Here is a 19,906-nt window from a genome sequence, read left to right as displayed (position 1 = left end):
GTTTCAGTATTGAAACGCTTTGGTATTGTATGGTTAAGCGTTTGCCGCTTCAACTATAATTGTATCGTCATTGAGCATCGTTTTAAGTAAACTTTCGATTCCGCTTTTTAAAGTAAATGTCGAAGAAGGACATCCGCTGCACGCACCTTGCAAAATGACTTTCACTACTTTATCTTCTTCGTTATACGATTCAAAAGCAATATTGCCACCATCGGCAGCTACGGCTGGTTTTACGTATTCTTCTAAAATATTGATGATTTTTTGTGAAGTAACGTCTAGATTGTCAAAGTCTTCGGTTTTTTTAGTTTCCTCAACAAGTGTTTCTTGAACGAAATTTTCTTCTAAAACTGTTCCTCCGTTTTCAATAAACTGTTTGATATAACTTCTTAATTCCAATGTAATTTCATCCCAATTATTAATGTCATATTTAGTAACTGAAATGTAATTTTCGTCAATAAAAATTTCCTTTACATAAGGGAATTTGAATAATTCTTTTGCCAAAGGAGACGAAGCTGTTTGATCAATATTTTTAAATTCGACAGCCGTTTTAGTTAGCATTCGACTAACTACAAATTTTAAAGCAGATGGGTTTGGAGTGGTTTCGCCGTAAACGGTGATGGGTTGTTTTTTTGCTTTGTTTTCGTCCTGTTTGATGATAATTCCTCCATTATTAACAAATTTCTCAATTTGTTCTGCAACCGCTTCTTTTACATCATCCCATTCCACAATGCTAAAACGTTCAACCGCAATAAAATTACCGGAGATATATACTGTTTTTACGAAAGGCAAGTAAAAAAGTTGTTGTGCTAAAGGAGAAGCTCCCGCCTCATCAATGTTTTTGAATTCGAAATTTTCATTTTGAGTGATAAAATCAGGAAATTCAAATTTTAATATAGTTGGATTTTGGGTTTCTTTTATGGTAACTTTTGTCATGAGTTTTATTTTTTTGCAAATTTACTAAAGTTATTTTCTTTGAATCGTTATATTTGATAATTAAATACAATACTATCATAGTATTAACGTTAGTTTAAGAAATTAAATACCGCAAAAGGTGTATACAAAATTAAAATTTTTATTTCTTGTTTTCTTAATTCAATTTTCTTCAAATGCTCAAGAAGGAATTCCTGTATATTCAGACTATCTTACAGATAATTATTATCTTTTACATCCTTCAATGGCAGGTGCTGCCAATTGTGATAAGATACGTCTAACTGGGCGTAAACAATGGTTGGGTCAAGAAGATGCGCCAGAGTTACAAACGATAAGTTTTAATAGTCGAGTTGGAGAAAAATCGGGAGCGGGAATAATTATTTTTAATGATAAAAATGGCTATCATTCTCAAAAAGGAGTAAAATTGACTTATGCTCATCACATTATGTTTTCTAGAGATGAAATTGATTTAAATCAGCTGTCTTTTGGTATGAGTGTGGGGTTTATTCAAAGTCAATTGGATGAGACTACTTTTACAGATTATGACCCGATTGTTTTTGGGCAAGTTCAAAAGAGTTCTTACTCTAATGTTGATTTTGGGATGTCTTATAATTTTTTGAATTTTTATGCACATGCTACGGTTCAAGGTGCTATTGAAACTCGAAGAGCTTTGTATAGTGATTTTGAAAGTAATAATTTAAGAAAATACTTATTGAGTGCAGGATATGTTTTTGGAAGTAAAGAAACTTTTCTATGGGAACCTTCTATGTTATTCCAATTAATTGATAGGACAAAAGAAAAATTAGTTGATTTTAATATTAAAGTACATAAAGAAATACCCATTGGTACTATTTGGGGAGGTTTATCTTATAGAAGAAGTTTTGAAGGAGCCCAATATTTGACAACAACTGGAGTTGCCAGTCAGAAATTACAATATATTACTCCTTTCTTTGGGTTTAATTATAAAAAATTCATGATTGCATATACGTATTCAAAAGTCTCAGGACCTGTATTATTTGATACAGGAGGATATCATCAGATAACTTTGGGAATGGATTTGTTTTGTAAAAGAGAACATTATGATTGTCATTGTCCTGCTATTAATTAATTTTATGTTATTTCATGTTAGTTAAATCAGTTAATGGGAAGTCTCCCGTAATTCCAGAAGATTGTTATGTTGCTGAAAATGCAACTATTGTTGGCGAGGTAACTTTTGGACATTCCTGTAGCGTGTGGTTTAATGCGGTTATTCGTGGTGATGTGAATTCTATTGCTATAGGAAATAAAGTGAATATTCAAGATGGTGCAGTTATTCATTGTACCTATCAAAAGCATCCTACTTTTATTGGAAATAATGTATCTATTGGCCATAATGCCATTGTGCATGGTTGTACCATTAAAGATAACGTCTTAATTGGTATGGGAGCTATTGTAATGGATAATTGTGTGATAGAAAGTAATTCGATAGTTGCTGCAGGCTCTGTTATTACTCAAAATACTGTGGTGGAGTCAGGAACGATTTGGGCAGGAGTCCCTGCTAAAAAAGTGAAAGAAATTAATCAATCTGATTTTGCTGGAGAAATTGAACGTATCTCGAACAACTATGTGATGTATTCGAATTGGTTTAAAGAAGAATAGATTTTTTTAAAAGTCGATTTGTTCCACTCTATATTTTCTTTCTAAGATTTCATATAATACCTTAGTGTCTGTATTGGAATAGAAAACAGGTTCAGGTGTTTTTAAATTAGAAATACCTACTTTTTCTTGTAGTACTTTTTGCGTTTGTCTTGCAACTGCTTGTCCCGAATCTATTATTCGAATGTGTTCAGGTAGTATTTTCTTTATTTGAGGAATCAAATACGGATAGTGACTACATCCTAATACTAAATAGTCAATATTGGCTTCAATCATTGGTTGTAAATAGGACTGAAGTAATTTGTCCATTTCTGACGAATTGATTTGACCTCCTTCAATAAGTTGAACCAAACCGTGTCCTACCTGTTCAACGATTGTAGTATCTTGATACATTTCGGTTGCTTTGTGGAATAATTCACTGTTAAGTGTTCCTTTGGTAGCTAAGATTCCAATGGTTTGTGTTTTCGAATTAGTTGCCGCTGGTTTTATGGCGGGTTCAATTCCAATGAAAGGTACATTATATTTGGCTCTTAATTCTTGGATAGCATTTGTAGTAGCCGTGTTGCAAGCAACAACGATTAATTTGCATTTCATTTTGAGTAGAAAATCGGTGTTTTTCATACTCAACGCTATAATTTCTTGTTTTGATTTTTGTCCGTAAGGGGCATTTTTACTGTCGGCAAGGTAGATGGTTTTCTCGTTGGGAAGTAATTGGTGTATTTCTTGCCAAATTGAGGTGCCTCCAATGCCAGAGTCAAAAATTCCGATAGGTTGGTTGTTCTCCATAAAAACAAAGTTACGAGCTACAATTTAAATTTCCTACATTTATATTGGATCAAAAAAAAACTGCTCGTTCCTAAAATTTAGGTGAGCAGTTTTTGTGTTTTTATTTGGGTTATTTTAGAAACCTAAATCTTTTTTTACATCAGCAGTCAAATTTGGACCATCAGCTAATAAAAGAGAAGAACCGTCTAATACGTATTGGAAACCTTTTGCTTTTCCAACTTTTTGGATAGAAGCTCTTACTTTTTCCATTAATGGTTTTACGATATCTGATTCTTTTTGTTGTAATTCTTTTTGAGCGTTATCTCTATAATCTACAATTCTTTTTTGCATGTCTTGCACTTCTTTAGAACGCTCACCGTTTATAGCTTCAGTTACAGTAGCTGCTTCTGCCTCGTATTTTTTTAACTTTCCTTGGTATTCTTCAACCATTTTTTTGTATTCAGCATCGTAGGTTGCGCTCAATTTTTCTAATTGTTTTTGAGCATCCAACATAGCAGGCATTTTGGCCATAATATCATTTACATCTACGTGAGCTGTTTTTGCTTGTGCTGAAATAGTTTGACTTGCTCCTAAGATTAGTATTGCAGCGATTAATAAAGTCTTGATTTGTTTCATTGTTTTAAGGTATTTAATAATTAATTTTTGTTTGTATTTGCTTTTAATTTTTCTTCAGCTGCTTTTTTTGCAGCTGCTCTTTCTTCTATAATTTTGTTTCGTTTTTCTTCTAATGCTTTTTTATTGGCTTCAATAATTTTTTTACGATCGTCTAACGCTTTTTGTTTTTCTAATGCTTGTTTTTGCTTAGCTGCTTCAATTTTAATTTTTGTAGAATCAACTACTTTATTATTTGTTGTAACTTTTTCAGAAATCGTGCCATTTTTTTTAGCTTCCCTTTCTTCGATTGCTTTTTTTCTTTTCTCTTCTAAAGCCTTTTTATTTTCTTCAATAACTTTTTTACGTTCTTCAAGGATTTTTACTTTTTCCTCGGCTTGTTTTTTTCGTGCTAATTCTGCCGCTTCTGATTTCTCTTGAGCAATTTTAGCTACATCCGCTTTTGCTTCAGCAGTAGTAGAATTAGGAGCATTATTTTTTTTAGCTTCTTTTTCTTCCGCTAATTTTTTTCTTCGTTCTTCAAATTCTTTTTTCTTTGTTTCTTGTTGCAGTTTTCGTTCTGCTATTATTTTTTCACGAGCTTCTTTTTTCTCGTCCAATGCTTTTTGTCTGTCCTTTAAACCCGGATTTTCATCAAGTGCATCTTCTTTTTTCTCTTTTTCTTCTAGCTCCTTTTGTTGTTTTTTAGAAAGCTGTTCTCTTTTTTCGGTTCTATTCAATACGCGTAATACTTGATCGCTGATATCAAATCGTTTCGCTGCAAAAAGCATTGTTAAATCAGATGACTTGTCAAATATGAAATCATATTGTTTTGCTTCGGCGATATCTTGTACTGTTGTGAAAACTTGATCTTGAACGGGTTTTGCTAAAACTAATTTTTGTTGCATTAAATCCCCATTGGCGCCAAATCTTTTTTGTTGGTACTCTAAAACTTCTTTTTCCAAGAATTTAATTTCAGTTTCTCGTTCTTCAATTAGTTCTTTTGTTAAAAGTGGTTTTTCGATTTTTAATGCTTCAACAAGTTTTTGTATTTCATTTTTCTTTGTTTCAATTTCTTGTTTCCATTTTTGAGCTTTTTGCTCTAATTGATTTTGAGCCTCAGTATAATTGGATACATTTTGTAAAATGTATTCCATATCGATATACCCAATTTTGGTGCTTTTTGTTTGCCCTTGAACTGTACTTATTCCAATAAGGGTTAAAAGTAGAAATAAAAATTGTTTTCTCATAACTTTTGTTGTTTTGGAAAATGAAACAAATTTTTAGAACTGTTGTCCAATGATAAAATGGGTTTCCCAACCATTTGGTGTTGTTTGTCCTGGTAAAGCGTCAAATCCTTTAGCAAAATCGATACCTAGTAATCCAAATGCAGGCATGAAAACTCGTAGCCCAACTCCTGCTGAACGGTTTAAAGCAAATGGATTATAATTCTTGAATTTATCAAACGAAGAACCTGCTTCCAAGAAGGCTAAAGCATAAATAGAGGCTGAAGCTTTAAGGGTGATAGGATAACGCATTTCTAACGAAAATTTATTATAGATAGTAGCTCCTAATTGTTCTCCAGCACTATTGATAGGTGTTAACGAATTATTAGGATATCCTCTTAATTGGATAGTTTCTCTACCGTCCATTGCATACATCGCCATTCCATCGCCGCCTAAGTAGAATCTTTCGAAAGGAATCGCACCGCGGTTTTGGTTATAAGCTCCCATAAATCCAAATTCAGATAAACTACGTAAAACTAATTTACCATATATTTTGGTATACCAATCTGCTTTGAATTTTATTTTGTAATATTCTAACCAATTGAATTTTTTCTGGTCTACTTTAGAAGGGTCTGCCGCTGCATCTTGATAGTTGGCTACGCTATTTGGATATGGGTTAGATGAAGTTGGAACGGCTTCTAGTAAATCACCTTCGTTAACTTGTATTCCATTACTACCTGTATAGGTCGTGCCTGTATATTTGTATTTATAGGCTTCTTGATCCCCTAAAGTTTCATAATTGGTTTTGCTAAACAAAGAATATGGAGGTGTTAATTTTGCCGAAATACTAAATTCAGATCCGTAAGTTGGAAAAATTGGGTTCACCCCTTTGTTACTTCGTGTTATTCCGATAGTGTAAGCTAGGTTTCTTGAAGTACCATTACCAAAAGTAAATAATCCGGTATTGTAATTGTTTAAGTCGTAATGTTGGTAACTTAATGATTGAGATAGAACAAAGAAATCATCTGGCACAGTTAATCGCTTGGCAATACCCACAGATAATGTTAAAATACTAAAACTCTTAGTTTTATCTACTTTGTATGTGATGTAGTTGTTCAAGTATTGTTGACTATACGATAAGGAAGTGCTGAATTGTACCGGTTTTTTACCGCCAAACCATGGCTCTGAAAATGAAGCACTATATGTTTTGAAGTAAGTACTAGCTTGTAATCTCAAAGATACTTTTTGGCCATCTCCCATAGGAAGCGGTTTGTATGAATCTTTTTTAAATATATTCCTTGCAGAGAAGTTGTTGAATGAAAGTCCTAAAGTACCAATGAATCCTCCGCCTCCATAACCTCCTTGAAGTTCAATTTGACTGGCTCCTTTTTCAGCTAAATGGTATTCGATATCTACTGTTCCTGCGCCTGAATCTACATTTTTGAATTTTGGATCAATCGTCTCTGGGTCAAAAAATCCAAGTTGTCCAATTTCACGAATAGTTCTAACTAATTCTTCTTTGCTGTATTTTTCTCCTGGTTTTGTGCGTAATTCACGATATATAACTTGGTCATTTGTTTTGTCATTCCCAACAACTGTTATTTTATTGAAATAAGCAATTGGTCCTTCGGTAACACGAACTTCAAAATCGATAGTGTCATTTGCTGTTTTTACTTCAACTGCATTAATGTTTGAAAATAAGTATCCGTTGTTTTGGTATAGATTAGTAATGTCTTCTCCGTCTGGTTTTGATTTATCGGCAATTCTTTTTTCCAATAGAACCCCATTGTAGACATCTCCTTTTTTTAATCCTAAGATTCTACTTAAACCTTGGTCAGAATACACCGTATTTCCTAAGAATTTGATATTTCCAAAATAATATTTATTACCTTCTTCAACTTTAACTTTGACAGCTAAGGTGTTTTTTTCTTTGCTATAAGAAACGGTATCAGAAACAATTCGGGCATCTCTAAATCCTTTTTCTTTGTAGGCATCAATTACTTTTTCTAAGTCAGATTTGTATTTATCTTTGATGAATTTAGAAGCTTTGAAAAGACGTGTAATTTTTCTTTGTTTGGTGTCTTTCATTGCTTTTCGTAATGATTTGTCAGACATCTTAGTGTTTCCAATAAAATCGATTTCGTCAATTTTAACTTTGGTACCTTTATCAATGCTTACGAGCATATTTACCTGATTGATTGTAGTAGTATCACTAACTGTATTGATATTTACTTTGGTGTTGTAAAATCCGTCTTTTTTGTATTTATTTTCAATGTAATTTTTAGTGGTTGTAATTAAGTTTTCGTTTACAACTTTGTTTTCAGTTAGTCCATTGTCTTTTATTAAACCTTCTGTTTTATTTTTTTTAATTCCTACAAAACGTATTTTGTTTAGTTTAGGCAATTCTTCCAAGTTTAAATCAAGATAAATACTGTCATTTTGTATTTTATTGACGTAAAAAGAAATTTCGTTAAACAATCCTAATTTCCCTAATTTCTTAATTGCACTACTGATTTCTTCTCCGGGAATACTGATTTCTTTTCCTTTTTCTAGTCCTGTAAAAGCAACTACAGTTTGAGTGTTAAAAGTTATTTTACCCACCACGTTTACGTCGGCTAAAATGTATTTTTTTCCTTGGTCAAAAGGTACTCTATCTTGTGCTTTTGCTTGGAATACACTTCCAAAAATAAGTAGGCAAAGGGCTATTTTGATGCTTTTTTGTAACACTAAAAAATTATTTAATTTGTTCGCTTGTTTTTCCAAATCTACGTTCTCTTTTTTGATAACTAAGGATAGCCTCATATAAATCTTTTTCTTTAAAGTCAGGCCACAAGATATCTGTAAAATATAACTCTGCGTAGGCTATTTGCCATAGCAAAAAATTACTTATTCTATGTTCTCCACTAGTTCGTATTAATAAATCTACCTCTGGTAAATTTTGCGTGTAAAGATGCTCATTTATAATGGAATCGTCAATACTGTCGATTGAAATTATATTATTTTTAACTTTATCACTAATTTTTTTGACTGCACTTACAATTTCTTCCCTAGAACCATAGCTTAAAGCAAGTGTTAAGGTTAAGTGAGTATTGTCTTTTGTTTTGTTGATTACTTCTTGAAGTTCTTTTTGTGCTGTTGCTGGTAATTTGTCTAAATTACCAATCGCATTCATCTTTATATTGTTGCGGTCTAATGTAGGTAATTCTTTTTTTAGTGAATTCACTAAAACTCTCATTAAAGCTTCGACTTCTAATTTTGGTCGGTTCCAATTTTCAGTAGAAAAGGCATATAAAGTCAAGTTTTCTATTCCTAATTTAGCACAAGCTTCAATGATTTTTTTTACAGATTTAGTCCCACTTTCATGTCCCAACGCGCGTAAAAGCCCTCGTTGTTTAGCCCAACGGCCATTCCCGTCCATAATAATGGCGAGGTGTTTAGGGAGTTTATTTTTGTCGATACTATTAATTAAATCCATTTTATTCTGCGCAAAAGCAAGGTTTATTACCAAAGGTATAGGTTAAGGTTATGCCTGAAAACACGTACCAATCGTTATTATTTTGATTGCCAAACTGAATTGGTTGCCAATTTTCATTTCTGGGAGAACTTCCGTCAATGTCATCTGCAAATGTGTGTCTAGCTCCTATTTCCAAACCAAGCACAAAATTAGAAGTTAAATTGGATTTTACACCTAAAATTATCGGTAATGCAAGAGTTTTTTGTTTTGAGTCAAATTCTGCCTGTCCGTATTTGTAAAATAAACTATCATAAAAGCTTAGACTTAGCCCTGTAAAGACATAGGGAGTGATTTTTCTTTCCAAAGGATTGTAGATGTTAAAATCAAAAAAATTAAATTCAATACCTCCTGAAAGTTCTTTTATAGTGTTTTGAAAGGAAAGCCCTCTAGTTGTTCTTCTTATCTCATCTGAGTTAACATCCTTAGATTCTAACTTGGATTGTATGTACGAAAATCGCCAAGAGTGACGTGGTGTTTTGTTCCATTTATAAAGCAAACCAAACGCAGAACTATTGGGGTTAATGTACGTTGTCGAACCAACATCTCCAATAAAGTTACTTCCGCCAACAAAAACACCTAACTCGTTAATTTGAGCTTGGGTGGTTGTAAAGCAAAAGAGACTAATTAATACAAGAATGACTTTATTCATCTAAATAATAAAATGTGCGCAAATATAAGAATTATGAATCCGAATCAATGCTAGTTATTGTAAATGTGTTTTCTCTCTAATTTTGATAATCAATAAGTTGATTTCTAATTCAGAAAAGAACAATCTAAACGATAAAAAACATTAGAATCGTATGCAGCGCATTTAATTTCTTTTATCCTCACCCCAAAGTAATTTGTTGCGCAAGGTTTTTAAGAAGGTTTCTTCTGGGATTTCGATCATATTAATTTCGAAAGGATTTTTTTTGATAATTAAAACCGATTCGTTCTTCACAGTAGTTACCCGGGAGTCAAGCGAAACTAAATATTGATCTTCTCGACCTGTTACACGAAGTTTGATCTCAGTGTCGTCTGGAATAACAAGCGGTCTGGCATTTAAATTATGAGGTGCAATAGGAGTGATTACTAGGCTTTTTACCTCTGGAGTTAAAATAGGACCTCCGCAACTCATAGAGTATCCTGTAGATCCCGTTGGAGTGGAGATAATTAAGCCGTCTGCCCAATACGAATTGAGAAACTCATCGTTCAAATACGTTTCTATGGTAATCATCGAGGTAGTGTCTTTTCTACTTACGGTGATCTCATTCATAGCAAAGTTAATTTCTTTAATAGCTTCATTTTCAGGTGAACAATCTAAGCCAAGTAATGTTCGTTTAGAAATGCTGTATTTTTTATCGATTACAAATTGTAAGAACGAATCAATATTTTCCTTTTGAACCGTAGCCAAGAAGCCTAATCGACCTGCATTGATGCCTAAAATAGGAACTTCAGAATTACGCACCAAAGTAGCGGCTCTCAAAATGGTTCCGTCTCCACCAATACTGATTAATAGATCAAAACTAGTGTCTAATTCGGTATGAGATGAGAAGGTTTGGTAGGTTTCGTGGATAATGTCTTTTTCGTACAACATTTCAAGAAATGCCGATTCGATAATTAGCTCAACATTGTTCTTTTTAAAAAAAACAAAAATGTCTTTAATAATTGGTTCTGTACTATTGAGGTAATATTGTCCGTAGATGGCTATTTTCATTTGCTATTGGTGTAACGCGAAGTTAAATGTTTAGGTATTTGTCCAAATAATCAGAACGTTCTTTTAGATTATTGATGTAATTGTCTTCGTTATGTTCTGATATAATTTCATAATTATAGCGTCTGAAGGTTTGAATAATGTCATTCATAACGCCTAGTGTCACTTTGATGGTAATTTCGATGGTTTCGGTATCTGAATCAGAAACAAAAAGTCCTAATAATTTTCCATTATTACTTTCTACAATCTGAGTAATTTGACTCATAGAGTAGTCAATCAAGGCTTTTTTTACAATGATGATGCCTCCAGCTTCTTTAATGAAAGGCGTTTCGTGAAAAAATCGCATAATGTCAACTAACTCATAGTAGCCCACATAATGATTATTTTCATCCAAAACAGGAACAATGTCGGTATGATTTTTACCAAAAACTTCCAAAACATCTAACCAAATCATATTGGGTCTCACAAAAAAGGGTTCCAAAGTGTATTTGTAATCGCCTACTTTTTTGTCGGTATCAAAAGTTTCTAAATCATCAGCTACAATACTTCCAATGTAAATTCCCTCTTCCAAAACTGGAAAATGAGAAAAAGGTGCATCCATAAAAAAGTCTTGTGCAGCAAGAACAGTTTCTTGGCTGTCAATGGCTCTAAAGTCGTTATTGATGTAGTCTGTAATTGCTGTCATAAAAATCAATCCTCAATAAGTATGCAAAATAATCAAAAAAAGACAGAAACTCCTACCTTTTACTTTGTATTTTTGTATCCGCAAAATAGTTTTTTAAAACCAATCCTAGTTGTATGACAAAGTTAAGTGTAAATATCAACAAAATAGCTACTTTACGAAATGCTCGTGGCGGAAATGTGCCTGATTTGCTGAAAGTCGCTACTGATATTCAAAAATTTGGTGCACAAGGCATCACTATTCATCCACGTCCAGATGAGCGTCATATTCGCTATCAAGATGCGCGTGATTTGAAATCGATTGTGTATACCGAGTACAATATAGAAGGAAATCCGCAACATAATTTTATTGATTTGGTTTTAGAATGCAAACCAGACCAAGTAACTTTAGTTCCCGATGCTATTGGTGCAATAACCTCTTCAGCAGGATGGGATACGGTAAAAAATCAAGCGTATTTGACTGAGATTATTCAAGAATTTCAACGCAATGGTATTCGAACTTCTATTTTTGTGGATCCCGTTCTAGAAATGATTGAAGGAGCAAAAAAAACAGGTGCCGACCGAATTGAGTTGTATACAGAAGCCTTTGCATACCAATACGATTTAGGAAATGAAAAAGGAATTGAGCCGTATGTGGCTTCGGCAGTTTTGGCTAATGAATTGGGGTTAGGAATCAATGCAGGTCACGATTTGAGTTTGGATAATATTCAATTTTTCAAACAAAATATTCCAGGTTTATTAGAGGTTTCCATCGGTCACGCGCTAATTTCCGAAGCTTTGTATCTAGGTTTGGACAATGTCGTTAATATGTATTTGAACAAACTGAAATAATCTTCGTGTCATAGATTCGAACCACAAAGATGCGCTAAGATTTCACAGAGAAACTCAAAGTTTAAATTTTTAGAATTCTTTGTGCAATAATTTTTAAAAACATCAAAAATGTTATATTCAAAAATAGAAGGTTCAGGTAAACCTCTTTTGATTCTTCACGGATTCTTAGGAATGTCTGATAATTGGAAAACATTAGGGGTACAATTTGCTTCCGAAGGTTTTGAAGTCCATATTTTGGATTTACGCAATCATGGAAGAAGCTTTCAGTCGGAAGAATTTAGTTATGAACTGATGGTGCAAGATATTGTGCAGTATTGTGAGGAACATCATTTGGAAAAAATTAATATGATTGGTCATTCTATGGGTGGAAAAACGGCGATGCTTTTAGCGGCACGTTATCCTAATTTGGTCGAAAAATTAATTGTGGCTGATATTGGGCCTAAATATTATGCGCCACATCACCAAGATATTTTAGCAGGATTGAATGCCGTTGATTTTTCTCAAAAACCAAGTCGTAATGAAGTTGAAGCGACACTTTCAAATTATATTCCTGATTTTGGAACGCGACAATTTTTATTGAAAAATTTATATTGGCAAGAGCCAGGTCAATTGGCGTTCCGATTTAATTTGGCGGTTTTTAATAAAAAAATCACTGAAATTGGAGTGCCGCTGCCAGCAGAGTTGCGTTTTGAAAAACCAACACTTTTTATTCGTGGAGGCAATTCGAATTATATTTTGGATGAAGATATAGTGGCAATTAAGGAACAATTTCCAAACGCTAGTATCGAAACTATTCCAAATGCGGGACATTGGCTTCATGCCGAAAACCCCGCCTTATTTTATCAATTGAGTTTGTCTTATTTAAATTAAATGAATTATGAAGTTATTTATTAGAATATTGGTCACTGCCCTTTTAGTTATGGTTTTGTCTTATTTTATGAAAGGAGTGCGAGTAGACGGCGTGGTAACTGCAATAACGGTTGCGATTGTATTAGGATTATTAAACGCTTTTATTAAACCTGTTTTGGTGTTTTTTACACTGCCATTTACCATTTTTACTTTGGGTCTATTTTTAATTGTAATCAATGGAATATTGATCTTGCTATGTACTAAGATAGTTGGAGGATTTCATGTGGATTCGTTCTGGACGGCAACGTTATTTAGCATCATCTTGTCCCTCTCTCAATCTATTATGTATAAGATTACTGGAGGTTCAAAAAAATAAGTCGTTGTATTGGCATTATTAGGCCGATGTATTGATTGCATTAAAACTTGTTTGGGTTGTAAAATTTTTATAATTTTGCAACCCAATTTTATTATGTAAATTAAAGAACAAGATGGATATCAAAAGAGTAGCTATAGATGCTGTAAATGAAACGATTGTCATGACTGTGGTTCATATGGATTACAAAGGACAAGTAGCAAAAAGAATCAATGAAAAAATGCCTTTGGCTACCGTAAAAGGATTTAGAAAAGGACAAGTACCTAAAGATCTTGTTGAAAAACAATACGGAAAAGGGATTAAGAAAGAAGAGGTTAAAAAAGTAGTTGATTTGGCTCTAGAGCGTTTCATTCAATCAGAACGATTGAACCTTTTGGGAACTCCATTAGCTAAAGAGAATGAGGATCTGGATTGGGATGCTGAAGAATTAGTATTCGAATACGAAATTGGTTTGGTACCTAATTTCGAATTGGACTTAGAAGCTAAAAATAACATCATTAAATATGTAGTTAAAGCTGACGACAAATTAATTGACGGTCAAGTAGCGCGTATCCAAAAACAATTTGGTAAAGCTATTCCTCAAGAAGTAGTAGCTGAAGGTTGTGATGTAACAGGAACTTTTTCAAATGAAGAAAAAGGAATCAATAATAAAACGGTATTGTCTTTAGATGTTTTTAAAGATAAAAAAACAGCTAAAAAATTCATCGGAAAACAAGTAGGTGATGTAGTAACTGTAAATACTAAAGGTTTATTTGAAGACGATCACCAATTAATGGACTACCTTAAAGTAGGACACGATGATGTACATTCTTTGGCAGTAGATGTTGACTTTACAATTGAGTCGATCAACTCAACTGAATTGGCTGAATTGAACCAAGAATTGTTTGATAAATTATTTGGAGAAGGAAGCGTGGCTACTCTAGACGAATTGAAAGCAAAAATCAAAGAAGATGCTGAAAGCCAATTTGCGCAACAAGCAGACCAAAAATTATTAGGTGATGTAACCGAGTTTTTAATTGAGAACACTAAGTTTGATTTGCCAGCTGAATTCTTGAAAAAATGGTTGCAAACTGTTGGTGAGAAAAAATTATCTGCTGAAGAAGCTGAAGTAGAATACGCTCGTTCTGAAAAAGGATTGCGTTTCCAATTAATCGAAGGTAGAGCTTTGGCTCAAAGTAATATCCAAATTACTTTCGAAGATTTGAAATCATTCACTTCAAATGCTATCAGACAACAAATGGCACAATTTGGACAAACCAATCCTACTGACGAAGAAGTTCAAGGAATTGTGGCTAGAGTTTTATCGAATCAAGACGAGGTAAAACGTTTGTCTGACCAAGTGGTTGCTGCTAAATTATTGGATGTATTCAAAGAAAAAGCAAACCCAACTACAAAAGAAGTTACTTACGAAGAATTTATTGCTGCTTCATACGGAGAATAAATTCTAAAAAATTGAGTATATTTGAGCGTCAAAAGAATTTCTTTTGGCGCTCTTTATTTTGTTTTAAGCTAAGGTTCTTGTTGAGCACTTTAAACTTTTAAACTTTTAAACTTTTTAAACTAAGAAAAATGAACTACGGTAAAGAATTTAGAAAATTTGCTACAAAGCACCAAGGGGTAAACGCCATGTATTACGATAAAATCGTAGGGGCAATGACTCCAAAAAATATGACTCCTTATATCATTGAAGAACGTCAATTGAATATTTCTCAATTGGATGTATTTTCAAGATTGATGATGGATAGAATTATCTTTTTAGGAACAGGAATCGATGACCAAATTGCTAACATTGTGCAAGCTCAATTGTTATTCTTAGAAAGTGCTGATGCTTCTAAAGATATTCAGATTTATTTGAATTCTCCAGGAGGAAGTGTGTATGCTGGATTAGGAATTTATGATACAATGCAATACATCAAACCGGATGTAGCTACGATTTGTACAGGAATGGCTGCTTCTATGGGAGCGGTATTGTTATGTGCAGGTGCTGCTGGAAAACGTTCGGCATTGCCACACTCAAGAGTAATGATTCACCAACCTTCAGGAGGCGCTCAAGGAGTAGCTACGGATATGGAAATCAACTTGCGTGAAATGTTGAAATTGAAAGACGAATTGTATAAAATTATTTCACACCATTCTGGACAAACTTTTGAAAAAGTACACGCCGATAGCGAACGCGATTATTGGATGATTGCTGCAGAGGCAAAAGCATACGGAATGATTGATGAAGTTTTAGTAAGAGAATAAAAAATGTTTCAAAGTATGAAGTTGCAAAGTTCCATAGTATAGGACTTTGCAACTTTGTTACTTTGTTACTTTGCAACTTAAAATAGATGGCAAAACAAGTATTAGAATGTTCTTTCTGTGGTAGAAAAAAGCCTGAAACCAATTTATTGATTGCGGGTATTGATGCACATATTTGCGATAAGTGTATTGAACAAGCACACGGAATTGTTTTAGAAGAATTAAAATCGGGAGGAAGCTCAAAATTGGTTGGAGATTTAATTCTTAAAAAGCCAAAAGAAATCAGAGCTTTTTTAGATCAATATGTTATTGGTCAAGACCAAACCAAAAAAGTAATGTCGGTGGCAGTGTACAATCATTACAAACGTTTGATGCAACAGCAATTAGACGATGAGGTAGAGATTGAGAAAAGTAACATTATCATGGTAGGTCAAACGGGAACAGGTAAAACATTGGTAGCTAAAACTATCGCTAAAATGTTGGATGTTCCTTTGGCTATTGTAGATGCTACAGTACTTACCGAAGCCGGTTATGTAGGAGAAGATGTTGAAAGTATCTTGACGCGTTTGCTTCAAGCAGCTGATTATGATGTAGCTAAAGCTGAAAGAGGGATTGTATTCATTGACGAGATTGATAAAATTGCTCGCAAAAGTGATAATCCATCGATAACTCGTGATGTTTCAGGAGAAGGAGTGCAACAAGCCTTGTTGAAACTGTTAGAAGGAACGGTGGTGAATGTACCACCCAAAGGAGGTCGTAAACATCCCGATCAAAAATTTGTGGAGGTGAATACCCAAAACATTTTGTTTATTGCAGGAGGTGCTTTTGATGGAGTAGAACGTATCATTTCGAAACGTTTGAATCGTCAAGCAGTGGGGTATAGTACTTCGAAAAATGTGGACAATATTGACAAAGACAATTTGCTACAATACATTATTCCTAAAGACATTAAGGATTTTGGTTTGATTCCGGAGATTATTGGTCGTTTGCCCGTTTTAACGCACATGGATCCTTTGGACAAGGCTACTTTGCGCGCAATTTTAACCCAGCCAAAGAATGCCTTGATTAAGCAATATGCGAAATTATTTTTGATGGATGAGGTGGAATTCACGATTACGGATGATGCTTTAGATTTTATCGTTGAAAAGGCTTTAGAATACAAATTAGGCGCTCGTGGATTGCGCTCGTTATGCGAGGCTATTTTAACCGATGCGATGTATGAACTACCAAGTTCTGAAGATAAAAAATTAGCGATTGATTTAGAATATGCTAAAGAAACCTTGAATAAAAATTTATTGAAGCGATTGGAAATAGCTTCTTAAATAGTTTTCTCAGAAATAATAAAAACCTGTCTAATACAATAGACAGGTTTTTTTGTGGCTATTGCTTTATGAATTACTACTTTTTTAATGTTGTCCCTACGGGACATTTGGAGTAGGGACACTATATTTATTACCCAAATAGAATCCCTAACGGGATTTTTTTGGTAATAGCAATATTCTAAAAAAAGTTTCATTTCAATTTAGTTTCAATACAATGTCCCGTAGGGACAACAGATAGGTAATGAAAACTGTATTCGATTATAAAAAGTCCCGTAGGGACGAAATATTTTTTGTTACAAACACTGAAAAATCAAACATTATTCTTTTTTATCAGCGATAGATTGCCGATTTTTGTCGTCCTAATCAATAGCATTAAAAATGGCAATAGAAGATAAAGAGATTATTTTGTTGAAAGTTTCTGGTCAAGATAAACCAGGTGTAACAGCGGGTTTGACTTCTATATTGGCAACCTATGATGCCGTTATTTTGGATATTGGTCAAGCCGATATTCACGATACGCTTTCGTTAGGAATTTTATTTCAAGTCAAAGCGGGGTCTTCCTCAGGACCAGTTTTGAAAGATTTATTATTTAAAGGGTATGAGTTAGGAATTAAAGTGAAGTTTATTCCGATTTCTATTTCCGATTATGAAAATTGGGTAAAAGCACAAAGCAAACAACGCTATATCATCAATATTTTAGGCGAAGAGCTAACGGCTGTTCAACTCGCTGCGGTAACCAAAATCATGTCAGACCAACATTTGAACATTGATTCGATTATTCGTTTAACGGGTAGAACTTCGGTAGTGGAGAAAGAAGAGTATCCACGTTCTTGTGTGCAATTAGCGGTGACCGGAATTATTGAAGATAAAGCCTCCATGACGGCCAGTTTCATGGAAATTTCTAGAACCTTGGATGTCGATATTTCGTTCCAAGAAGACAATATGTACCGCAGAAACCGCCGCTTGGTGTGTTTTGATATGGATTCTACCTTGATTCAAACCGAGGTAATTGACGAATTGGCTGATTTAGCTGGAGTAGGAGAGCAAGTACGCGCGATTACCGAATCAGCGATGAATGGCGAGATTGATTTTAAAGAAAGCTTCAAAAAACGCATGGCTTTGTTAGAAGGCTTAAGCGAAGAAGTATTGCATAACGTAGCGGTTAATTTACCCATAACCAAAGGAGCGCACCGTTTGATGAGAGCTTTGAAATACTACGGTTACAAAACGGCTATTTTATCTGGGGGGTTTACTTATTTTGGGGAGTATTTACAAAAAGAGTTGGGAATTGATTATGTTCATGCCAACCAATTGGAAATCAAAGACGGAAAATTAACAGGTAAATACTTGGGCGAAATTGTCGATGGACAAAAGAAAGCCGAATACCTTCAAGCTATTGCGGATAAAGAAGGAATCCATATTAACCAAACCATTGCAGTGGGGGATGGTGCCAATGATTTGCCAATGCTGAATTTAGCAGGTTTAGGAATTGCGTTCCATGCCAAACCTACGGTAAAAGAAAATGCAGCGACTTCGATTTCTAGCTTGGGATTGGACGGAGTTTTGTACCTGTTAGGCTACCACGACCGCCATATTGATATGATGGAAGAATAGCAATTCGATTGATTATAATTATAAAAGCCCAACTCAATGTTGGGCTTTTTTTTAACTAATTACTATAACTGCTTCAACTGTTCCAAATACTCTCTTTGATTCGATAATCGAGGGATTTTGTGTTGGCCGCCTAATTTATTTCGTTCTTTGAGCCAATCATAAAAAAGATGTGGGCGCGCTATATTAATAACCAAAGGATTTAGTGTCATGTTATTGTACCGTTTGGCTTCATAATCAGAGTTGAGGCTTTGTAAGGTATCGTCTAATATTTTTTGAAATTGAGCGATATCGGTTGGATTTTGTTTGAACTCAATCATCCATTCGTGAGCACCTTTTTCTTTGCCATCCATAAAAATAGGAGCGACGGTATAATCTACTACTTCCGTTTGGGTGAGTTGACAGGCTTTGGCTATTGCCTGATCGGTATTTTCTACCATGAGTTCTTCGCCAAAAACGTTAATGTGATGTTTGGTTCTGCCCGAAACACGAATTCTATAGGGATTTAGGGAAGTAAAACGAACGGTATCGCCTATTAAATAACGCCACAATCCTGAATTAGTAGTAATCACAACGGCATAATTTTTAAACAATTCCACCTCTGCCAAGCGAATTACTTTTTGATTGGGTGTGCCAAAAGTATCCATCGGAATGAACTCATAAAAAATCCCGTAGTCTAACATTAGTAATAAATCGCTAGAATCATTCAAATCCTGAATGGCAAAGAAACCCTCAGAGGCATTGTATATTTCGTAGTATTTAAAATCGGATTTTGGAAGTAGTTTTTTATACTGTTCGCGATACGGTTCAAAACTAACTCCACCGTGAAAATAGACTTCTAAATTAGGCCATAGTTCTAATAAATTCCCTTTGCCCGTTTCCTCTAATAACCGATTCATCAAGACCAAAAGCCAAGAAGGAACTCCTGCAAAACTGGTTACGTTCTCGTTTTTGGTTTCGTTGATAATGGCAGTTAGCTTGGTTTCCCATTCGCTCATTAACGAAATTTTATTACTGGGCGTGCTGCTAAATTCAGCCCAAATAGGCATATTTTCAATTAATATAGCCGATAAATCGCCAAAAAAAGTATCCTTGTCTTCGTAGATTTGAGAGCTTCCACCCAAGCGAAGGCTTTTCCCCAAAAACATTTCCGATGCTTCGTTGTTGTTCAAATACAAACACAACAAGTCCTTACTTCCTTTGTAATGACAGTCTTCTAAGGCATCATTACTTACGGGGATAAATTTACTTTTGGCATTGGTAGTACCACTTGATTTGGCAAACCATTTAATTGGGGCATCCCAAAAAACGTTTTGTTCGCCTTGGCGCGTACGTTCAATTAGGGGTTGTAAATCTTCGTAACTGGAAACTGGAACTCGCTCTGAAAAGGTAGTGTAAGAGGTTATCGAACTAAAATCGTATTGAGCTCCAATTACCGTATTCTCTGCTCTCCGAATCAAATTCATCAATAGCTCTTCTTGTACCTCATTGGGGTACTTTAAGAACAATTCGATTTGATGAATCCGTTGCTTTAAAACCCAAGAAGCAATGGAATTAATGATGGGTATGGGCATAGCAATTTATGATTTTAGAATGCTGATTTTAGAATGACAAATACTAACT

19 protein-coding genes are annotated in these 19,906 nt (G+C 34.3%); 9 read left to right on the top strand and 10 right to left on the bottom strand.

The window, feature by feature from the left end; genetic code table 11:
• Window positions 1-33: 33 nt before the first annotated feature.
• A complete protein-coding gene (locus Q0L65_RS06380; RefSeq protein ID WP_296684588.1) occupies window positions 34-933 on the bottom strand; it encodes a NifU family protein in 900 nt (299 codons plus the stop codon).
• Window positions 934-1,051: 118 nt separating this feature from the next.
• Here Q0L65_RS06380 and Q0L65_RS06375 point away from each other — a divergent pair, with 118 nt between their 5' ends.
• Together Q0L65_RS06375 and Q0L65_RS06370 are read left to right on the top strand one after the other, a co-directional pair.
• Window positions 1,052-2,038, top strand: coding sequence for a type IX secretion system membrane protein PorP/SprF (locus Q0L65_RS06375; RefSeq protein ID WP_296684586.1), 987 nt, complete (start codon window positions 1,052-1,054; stop codon window positions 2,036-2,038).
• A gap of 14 nt (window positions 2,039-2,052) precedes the next feature.
• Window positions 2,053-2,568: a gamma carbonic anhydrase family protein gene (locus tag Q0L65_RS06370; protein ID WP_296684585.1), complete on the top strand. Its 516-nt coding sequence runs from the start codon at window positions 2,053-2,055 to the stop codon at window positions 2,566-2,568.
• 6 nt (window positions 2,569-2,574) lie between these two features.
• Here the strand turns inward: Q0L65_RS06370 and murI are convergent, their stop codons facing one another.
• The 8 genes from murI to Q0L65_RS06330 all read right to left on the bottom strand — a co-directional run bounded on the left by murI (window position 2,575) and on the right by Q0L65_RS06330 (window position 11,060).
• Window positions 2,575-3,351 (bottom strand): glutamate racemase, encoded by a 777-nt coding sequence (gene murI / locus Q0L65_RS06365; protein WP_296684583.1) that lies wholly within the window; start codon window positions 3,349-3,351, stop codon window positions 2,575-2,577.
• Window positions 3,352-3,465: 114 nt separating this feature from the next.
• On the bottom strand, window positions 3,466-3,966 hold the full coding sequence (locus tag Q0L65_RS06360) for an OmpH family outer membrane protein (protein ID WP_296684581.1): 501 nt from the start codon (window positions 3,964-3,966) through the stop codon (window positions 3,466-3,468).
• 20 nt (window positions 3,967-3,986) lie between these two features.
• Window positions 3,987-5,192: an OmpH family outer membrane protein gene (locus Q0L65_RS06355; protein WP_366051414.1), complete on the bottom strand. Its 1,206-nt coding sequence runs from the start codon at window positions 5,190-5,192 to the stop codon at window positions 3,987-3,989.
• Between the two features lie 33 nt (window positions 5,193-5,225).
• A complete protein-coding gene (locus Q0L65_RS06350; protein WP_296684578.1) occupies window positions 5,226-7,970 on the bottom strand; it encodes a POTRA domain-containing protein in 2,745 nt (914 codons plus the stop codon).
• Complete coding sequence (locus tag Q0L65_RS06345) at window positions 7,903-8,643, bottom strand: isoprenyl transferase (RefSeq protein WP_296684576.1); 741 nt, start codon at window positions 8,641-8,643, stop codon at window positions 7,903-7,905. Before Q0L65_RS06345 ends, Q0L65_RS06350 begins: the two co-directional genes overlap by 68 nt.
• 1 nt (window position 8,644) lies before the next feature.
• Window positions 8,645-9,331: a DUF6089 family protein gene (locus Q0L65_RS06340; RefSeq protein WP_296684574.1), complete on the bottom strand. Its 687-nt coding sequence runs from the start codon at window positions 9,329-9,331 to the stop codon at window positions 8,645-8,647.
• A gap of 162 nt (window positions 9,332-9,493) precedes the next feature.
• Window positions 9,494-10,378: an NAD kinase gene (locus tag Q0L65_RS06335; RefSeq protein ID WP_296684572.1), complete on the bottom strand. Its 885-nt coding sequence runs from the start codon at window positions 10,376-10,378 to the stop codon at window positions 9,494-9,496.
• Between the two features lie 22 nt (window positions 10,379-10,400).
• Complete coding sequence (locus Q0L65_RS06330) at window positions 10,401-11,060, bottom strand: CBS domain-containing protein (RefSeq protein WP_296684570.1); 660 nt, start codon at window positions 11,058-11,060, stop codon at window positions 10,401-10,403.
• A gap of 113 nt (window positions 11,061-11,173) precedes the next feature.
• Between Q0L65_RS06330 and Q0L65_RS06325 the strand changes: the two genes are divergently transcribed.
• The 7 genes from Q0L65_RS06325 to serB all read left to right on the top strand — a co-directional run bounded on the left by Q0L65_RS06325 (window position 11,174) and on the right by serB (window position 18,286).
• Complete coding sequence (locus Q0L65_RS06325; protein WP_296684569.1) at window positions 11,174-11,887, top strand: pyridoxine 5'-phosphate synthase; 714 nt, start codon at window positions 11,174-11,176, stop codon at window positions 11,885-11,887.
• A 108-nt stretch (window positions 11,888-11,995) separates the two neighbouring features.
• Window positions 11,996-12,757, top strand: coding sequence for an alpha/beta fold hydrolase (locus tag Q0L65_RS06320; protein WP_296684568.1), 762 nt, complete (start codon window positions 11,996-11,998; stop codon window positions 12,755-12,757).
• 7 nt (window positions 12,758-12,764) lie between these two features.
• Window positions 12,765-13,112, top strand: coding sequence for a phage holin family protein (locus tag Q0L65_RS06315; RefSeq protein WP_296684567.1), 348 nt, complete (start codon window positions 12,765-12,767; stop codon window positions 13,110-13,112).
• A 112-nt stretch (window positions 13,113-13,224) separates the two neighbouring features.
• Window positions 13,225-14,550 carry a trigger factor gene (locus Q0L65_RS06310; protein ID WP_296684565.1) on the top strand — a complete coding sequence of 442 codons (1,326 nt, stop codon included), beginning with the start codon at window positions 13,225-13,227 and terminating at the stop codon, window positions 14,548-14,550.
• A gap of 128 nt (window positions 14,551-14,678) precedes the next feature.
• The gene (clpP, locus tag Q0L65_RS06305; RefSeq protein ID WP_296684563.1) at window positions 14,679-15,353 is read left to right on the top strand and encodes an ATP-dependent Clp endopeptidase proteolytic subunit ClpP; all 675 of its coding nucleotides are present in this window, start codon (window positions 14,679-14,681) and stop codon (window positions 15,351-15,353) included.
• Window positions 15,354-15,439: 86 nt separating this feature from the next.
• The gene (gene clpX / locus Q0L65_RS06300) at window positions 15,440-16,672 is read left to right on the top strand and encodes an ATP-dependent Clp protease ATP-binding subunit ClpX (RefSeq protein ID WP_296684561.1); all 1,233 of its coding nucleotides are present in this window, start codon (window positions 15,440-15,442) and stop codon (window positions 16,670-16,672) included.
• A gap of 378 nt (window positions 16,673-17,050) precedes the next feature.
• Window positions 17,051-18,286 (top strand): phosphoserine phosphatase SerB, encoded by a 1,236-nt coding sequence (serB, locus tag Q0L65_RS06295; protein WP_296684560.1) that lies wholly within the window; start codon window positions 17,051-17,053, stop codon window positions 18,284-18,286.
• Window positions 18,287-18,348: 62 nt separating this feature from the next.
• Here serB and Q0L65_RS06290 read toward each other — a convergent pair whose 3' ends face one another.
• Entirely contained in the window at window positions 18,349-19,857 is a 1,509-nt protein-coding gene (locus Q0L65_RS06290) for a GH3 auxin-responsive promoter family protein (protein ID WP_296684558.1), read from the bottom strand.
• Window positions 19,858-19,906 lie beyond the last annotated feature (49 nt).

Source organism: Flavobacterium sp. (assembly GCF_024642105.1).
GTDB lineage: Bacteria > Bacteroidota > Bacteroidia > Flavobacteriales > Flavobacteriaceae > Flavobacterium.
This window is presented reverse-complemented; position numbering and strand designations above follow the sequence as displayed.

Coding starts and splice junctions, on each gene's coding strand:
- Q0L65_RS06330 (WP_296684570.1), bottom strand. CDS start 11,060: ATGACAGCAATTACAGACTACATCAATAACGACTTTAGAGCCATTGAC.
- Q0L65_RS06335 (WP_296684572.1), bottom strand. CDS start 10,378: ATGAAAATAGCCATCTACGGACAATATTACCTCAATAGTACAGAACCA.
- Q0L65_RS06290 (WP_296684558.1), bottom strand. CDS start 19,857: ATGCCCATACCCATCATTAATTCCATTGCTTCTTGGGTTTTAAAGCAA.
- clpP (WP_296684563.1), top strand. CDS start 14,679: ATGAACTACGGTAAAGAATTTAGAAAATTTGCTACAAAGCACCAAGGG.
- Q0L65_RS06315 (WP_296684567.1), top strand. CDS start 12,765: ATGAAGTTATTTATTAGAATATTGGTCACTGCCCTTTTAGTTATGGTT.
- murI (WP_296684583.1), bottom strand. CDS start 3,351: ATGGAGAACAACCAACCTATCGGAATTTTTGACTCTGGCATTGGAGGC.
- clpX (WP_296684561.1), top strand. CDS start 15,440: ATGGCAAAACAAGTATTAGAATGTTCTTTCTGTGGTAGAAAAAAGCCT.
- Q0L65_RS06310 (WP_296684565.1), top strand. CDS start 13,225: ATGGATATCAAAAGAGTAGCTATAGATGCTGTAAATGAAACGATTGTC.
- Q0L65_RS06340 (WP_296684574.1), bottom strand. CDS start 9,331: ATGAATAAAGTCATTCTTGTATTAATTAGTCTCTTTTGCTTTACAACC.
- Q0L65_RS06325 (WP_296684569.1), top strand. CDS start 11,174: ATGACAAAGTTAAGTGTAAATATCAACAAAATAGCTACTTTACGAAAT.
- Q0L65_RS06350 (WP_296684578.1), bottom strand. CDS start 7,970: ATGAGGCTATCCTTAGTTATCAAAAAAGAGAACGTAGATTTGGAAAAA.
- Q0L65_RS06355 (WP_366051414.1), bottom strand. CDS start 5,192: ATGAGAAAACAATTTTTATTTCTACTTTTAACCCTTATTGGAATAAGT.
- Q0L65_RS06320 (WP_296684568.1), top strand. CDS start 11,996: ATGTTATATTCAAAAATAGAAGGTTCAGGTAAACCTCTTTTGATTCTT.
- Q0L65_RS06360 (WP_296684581.1), bottom strand. CDS start 3,966: ATGAAACAAATCAAGACTTTATTAATCGCTGCAATACTAATCTTAGGA.
- Q0L65_RS06370 (WP_296684585.1), top strand. CDS start 2,053: ATGTTAGTTAAATCAGTTAATGGGAAGTCTCCCGTAATTCCAGAAGAT.
- Q0L65_RS06380 (WP_296684588.1), bottom strand. CDS start 933: ATGACAAAAGTTACCATAAAAGAAACCCAAAATCCAACTATATTAAAA.
- Q0L65_RS06345 (WP_296684576.1), bottom strand. CDS start 8,643: ATGGATTTAATTAATAGTATCGACAAAAATAAACTCCCTAAACACCTC.
- serB (WP_296684560.1), top strand. CDS start 17,051: ATGGCAATAGAAGATAAAGAGATTATTTTGTTGAAAGTTTCTGGTCAA.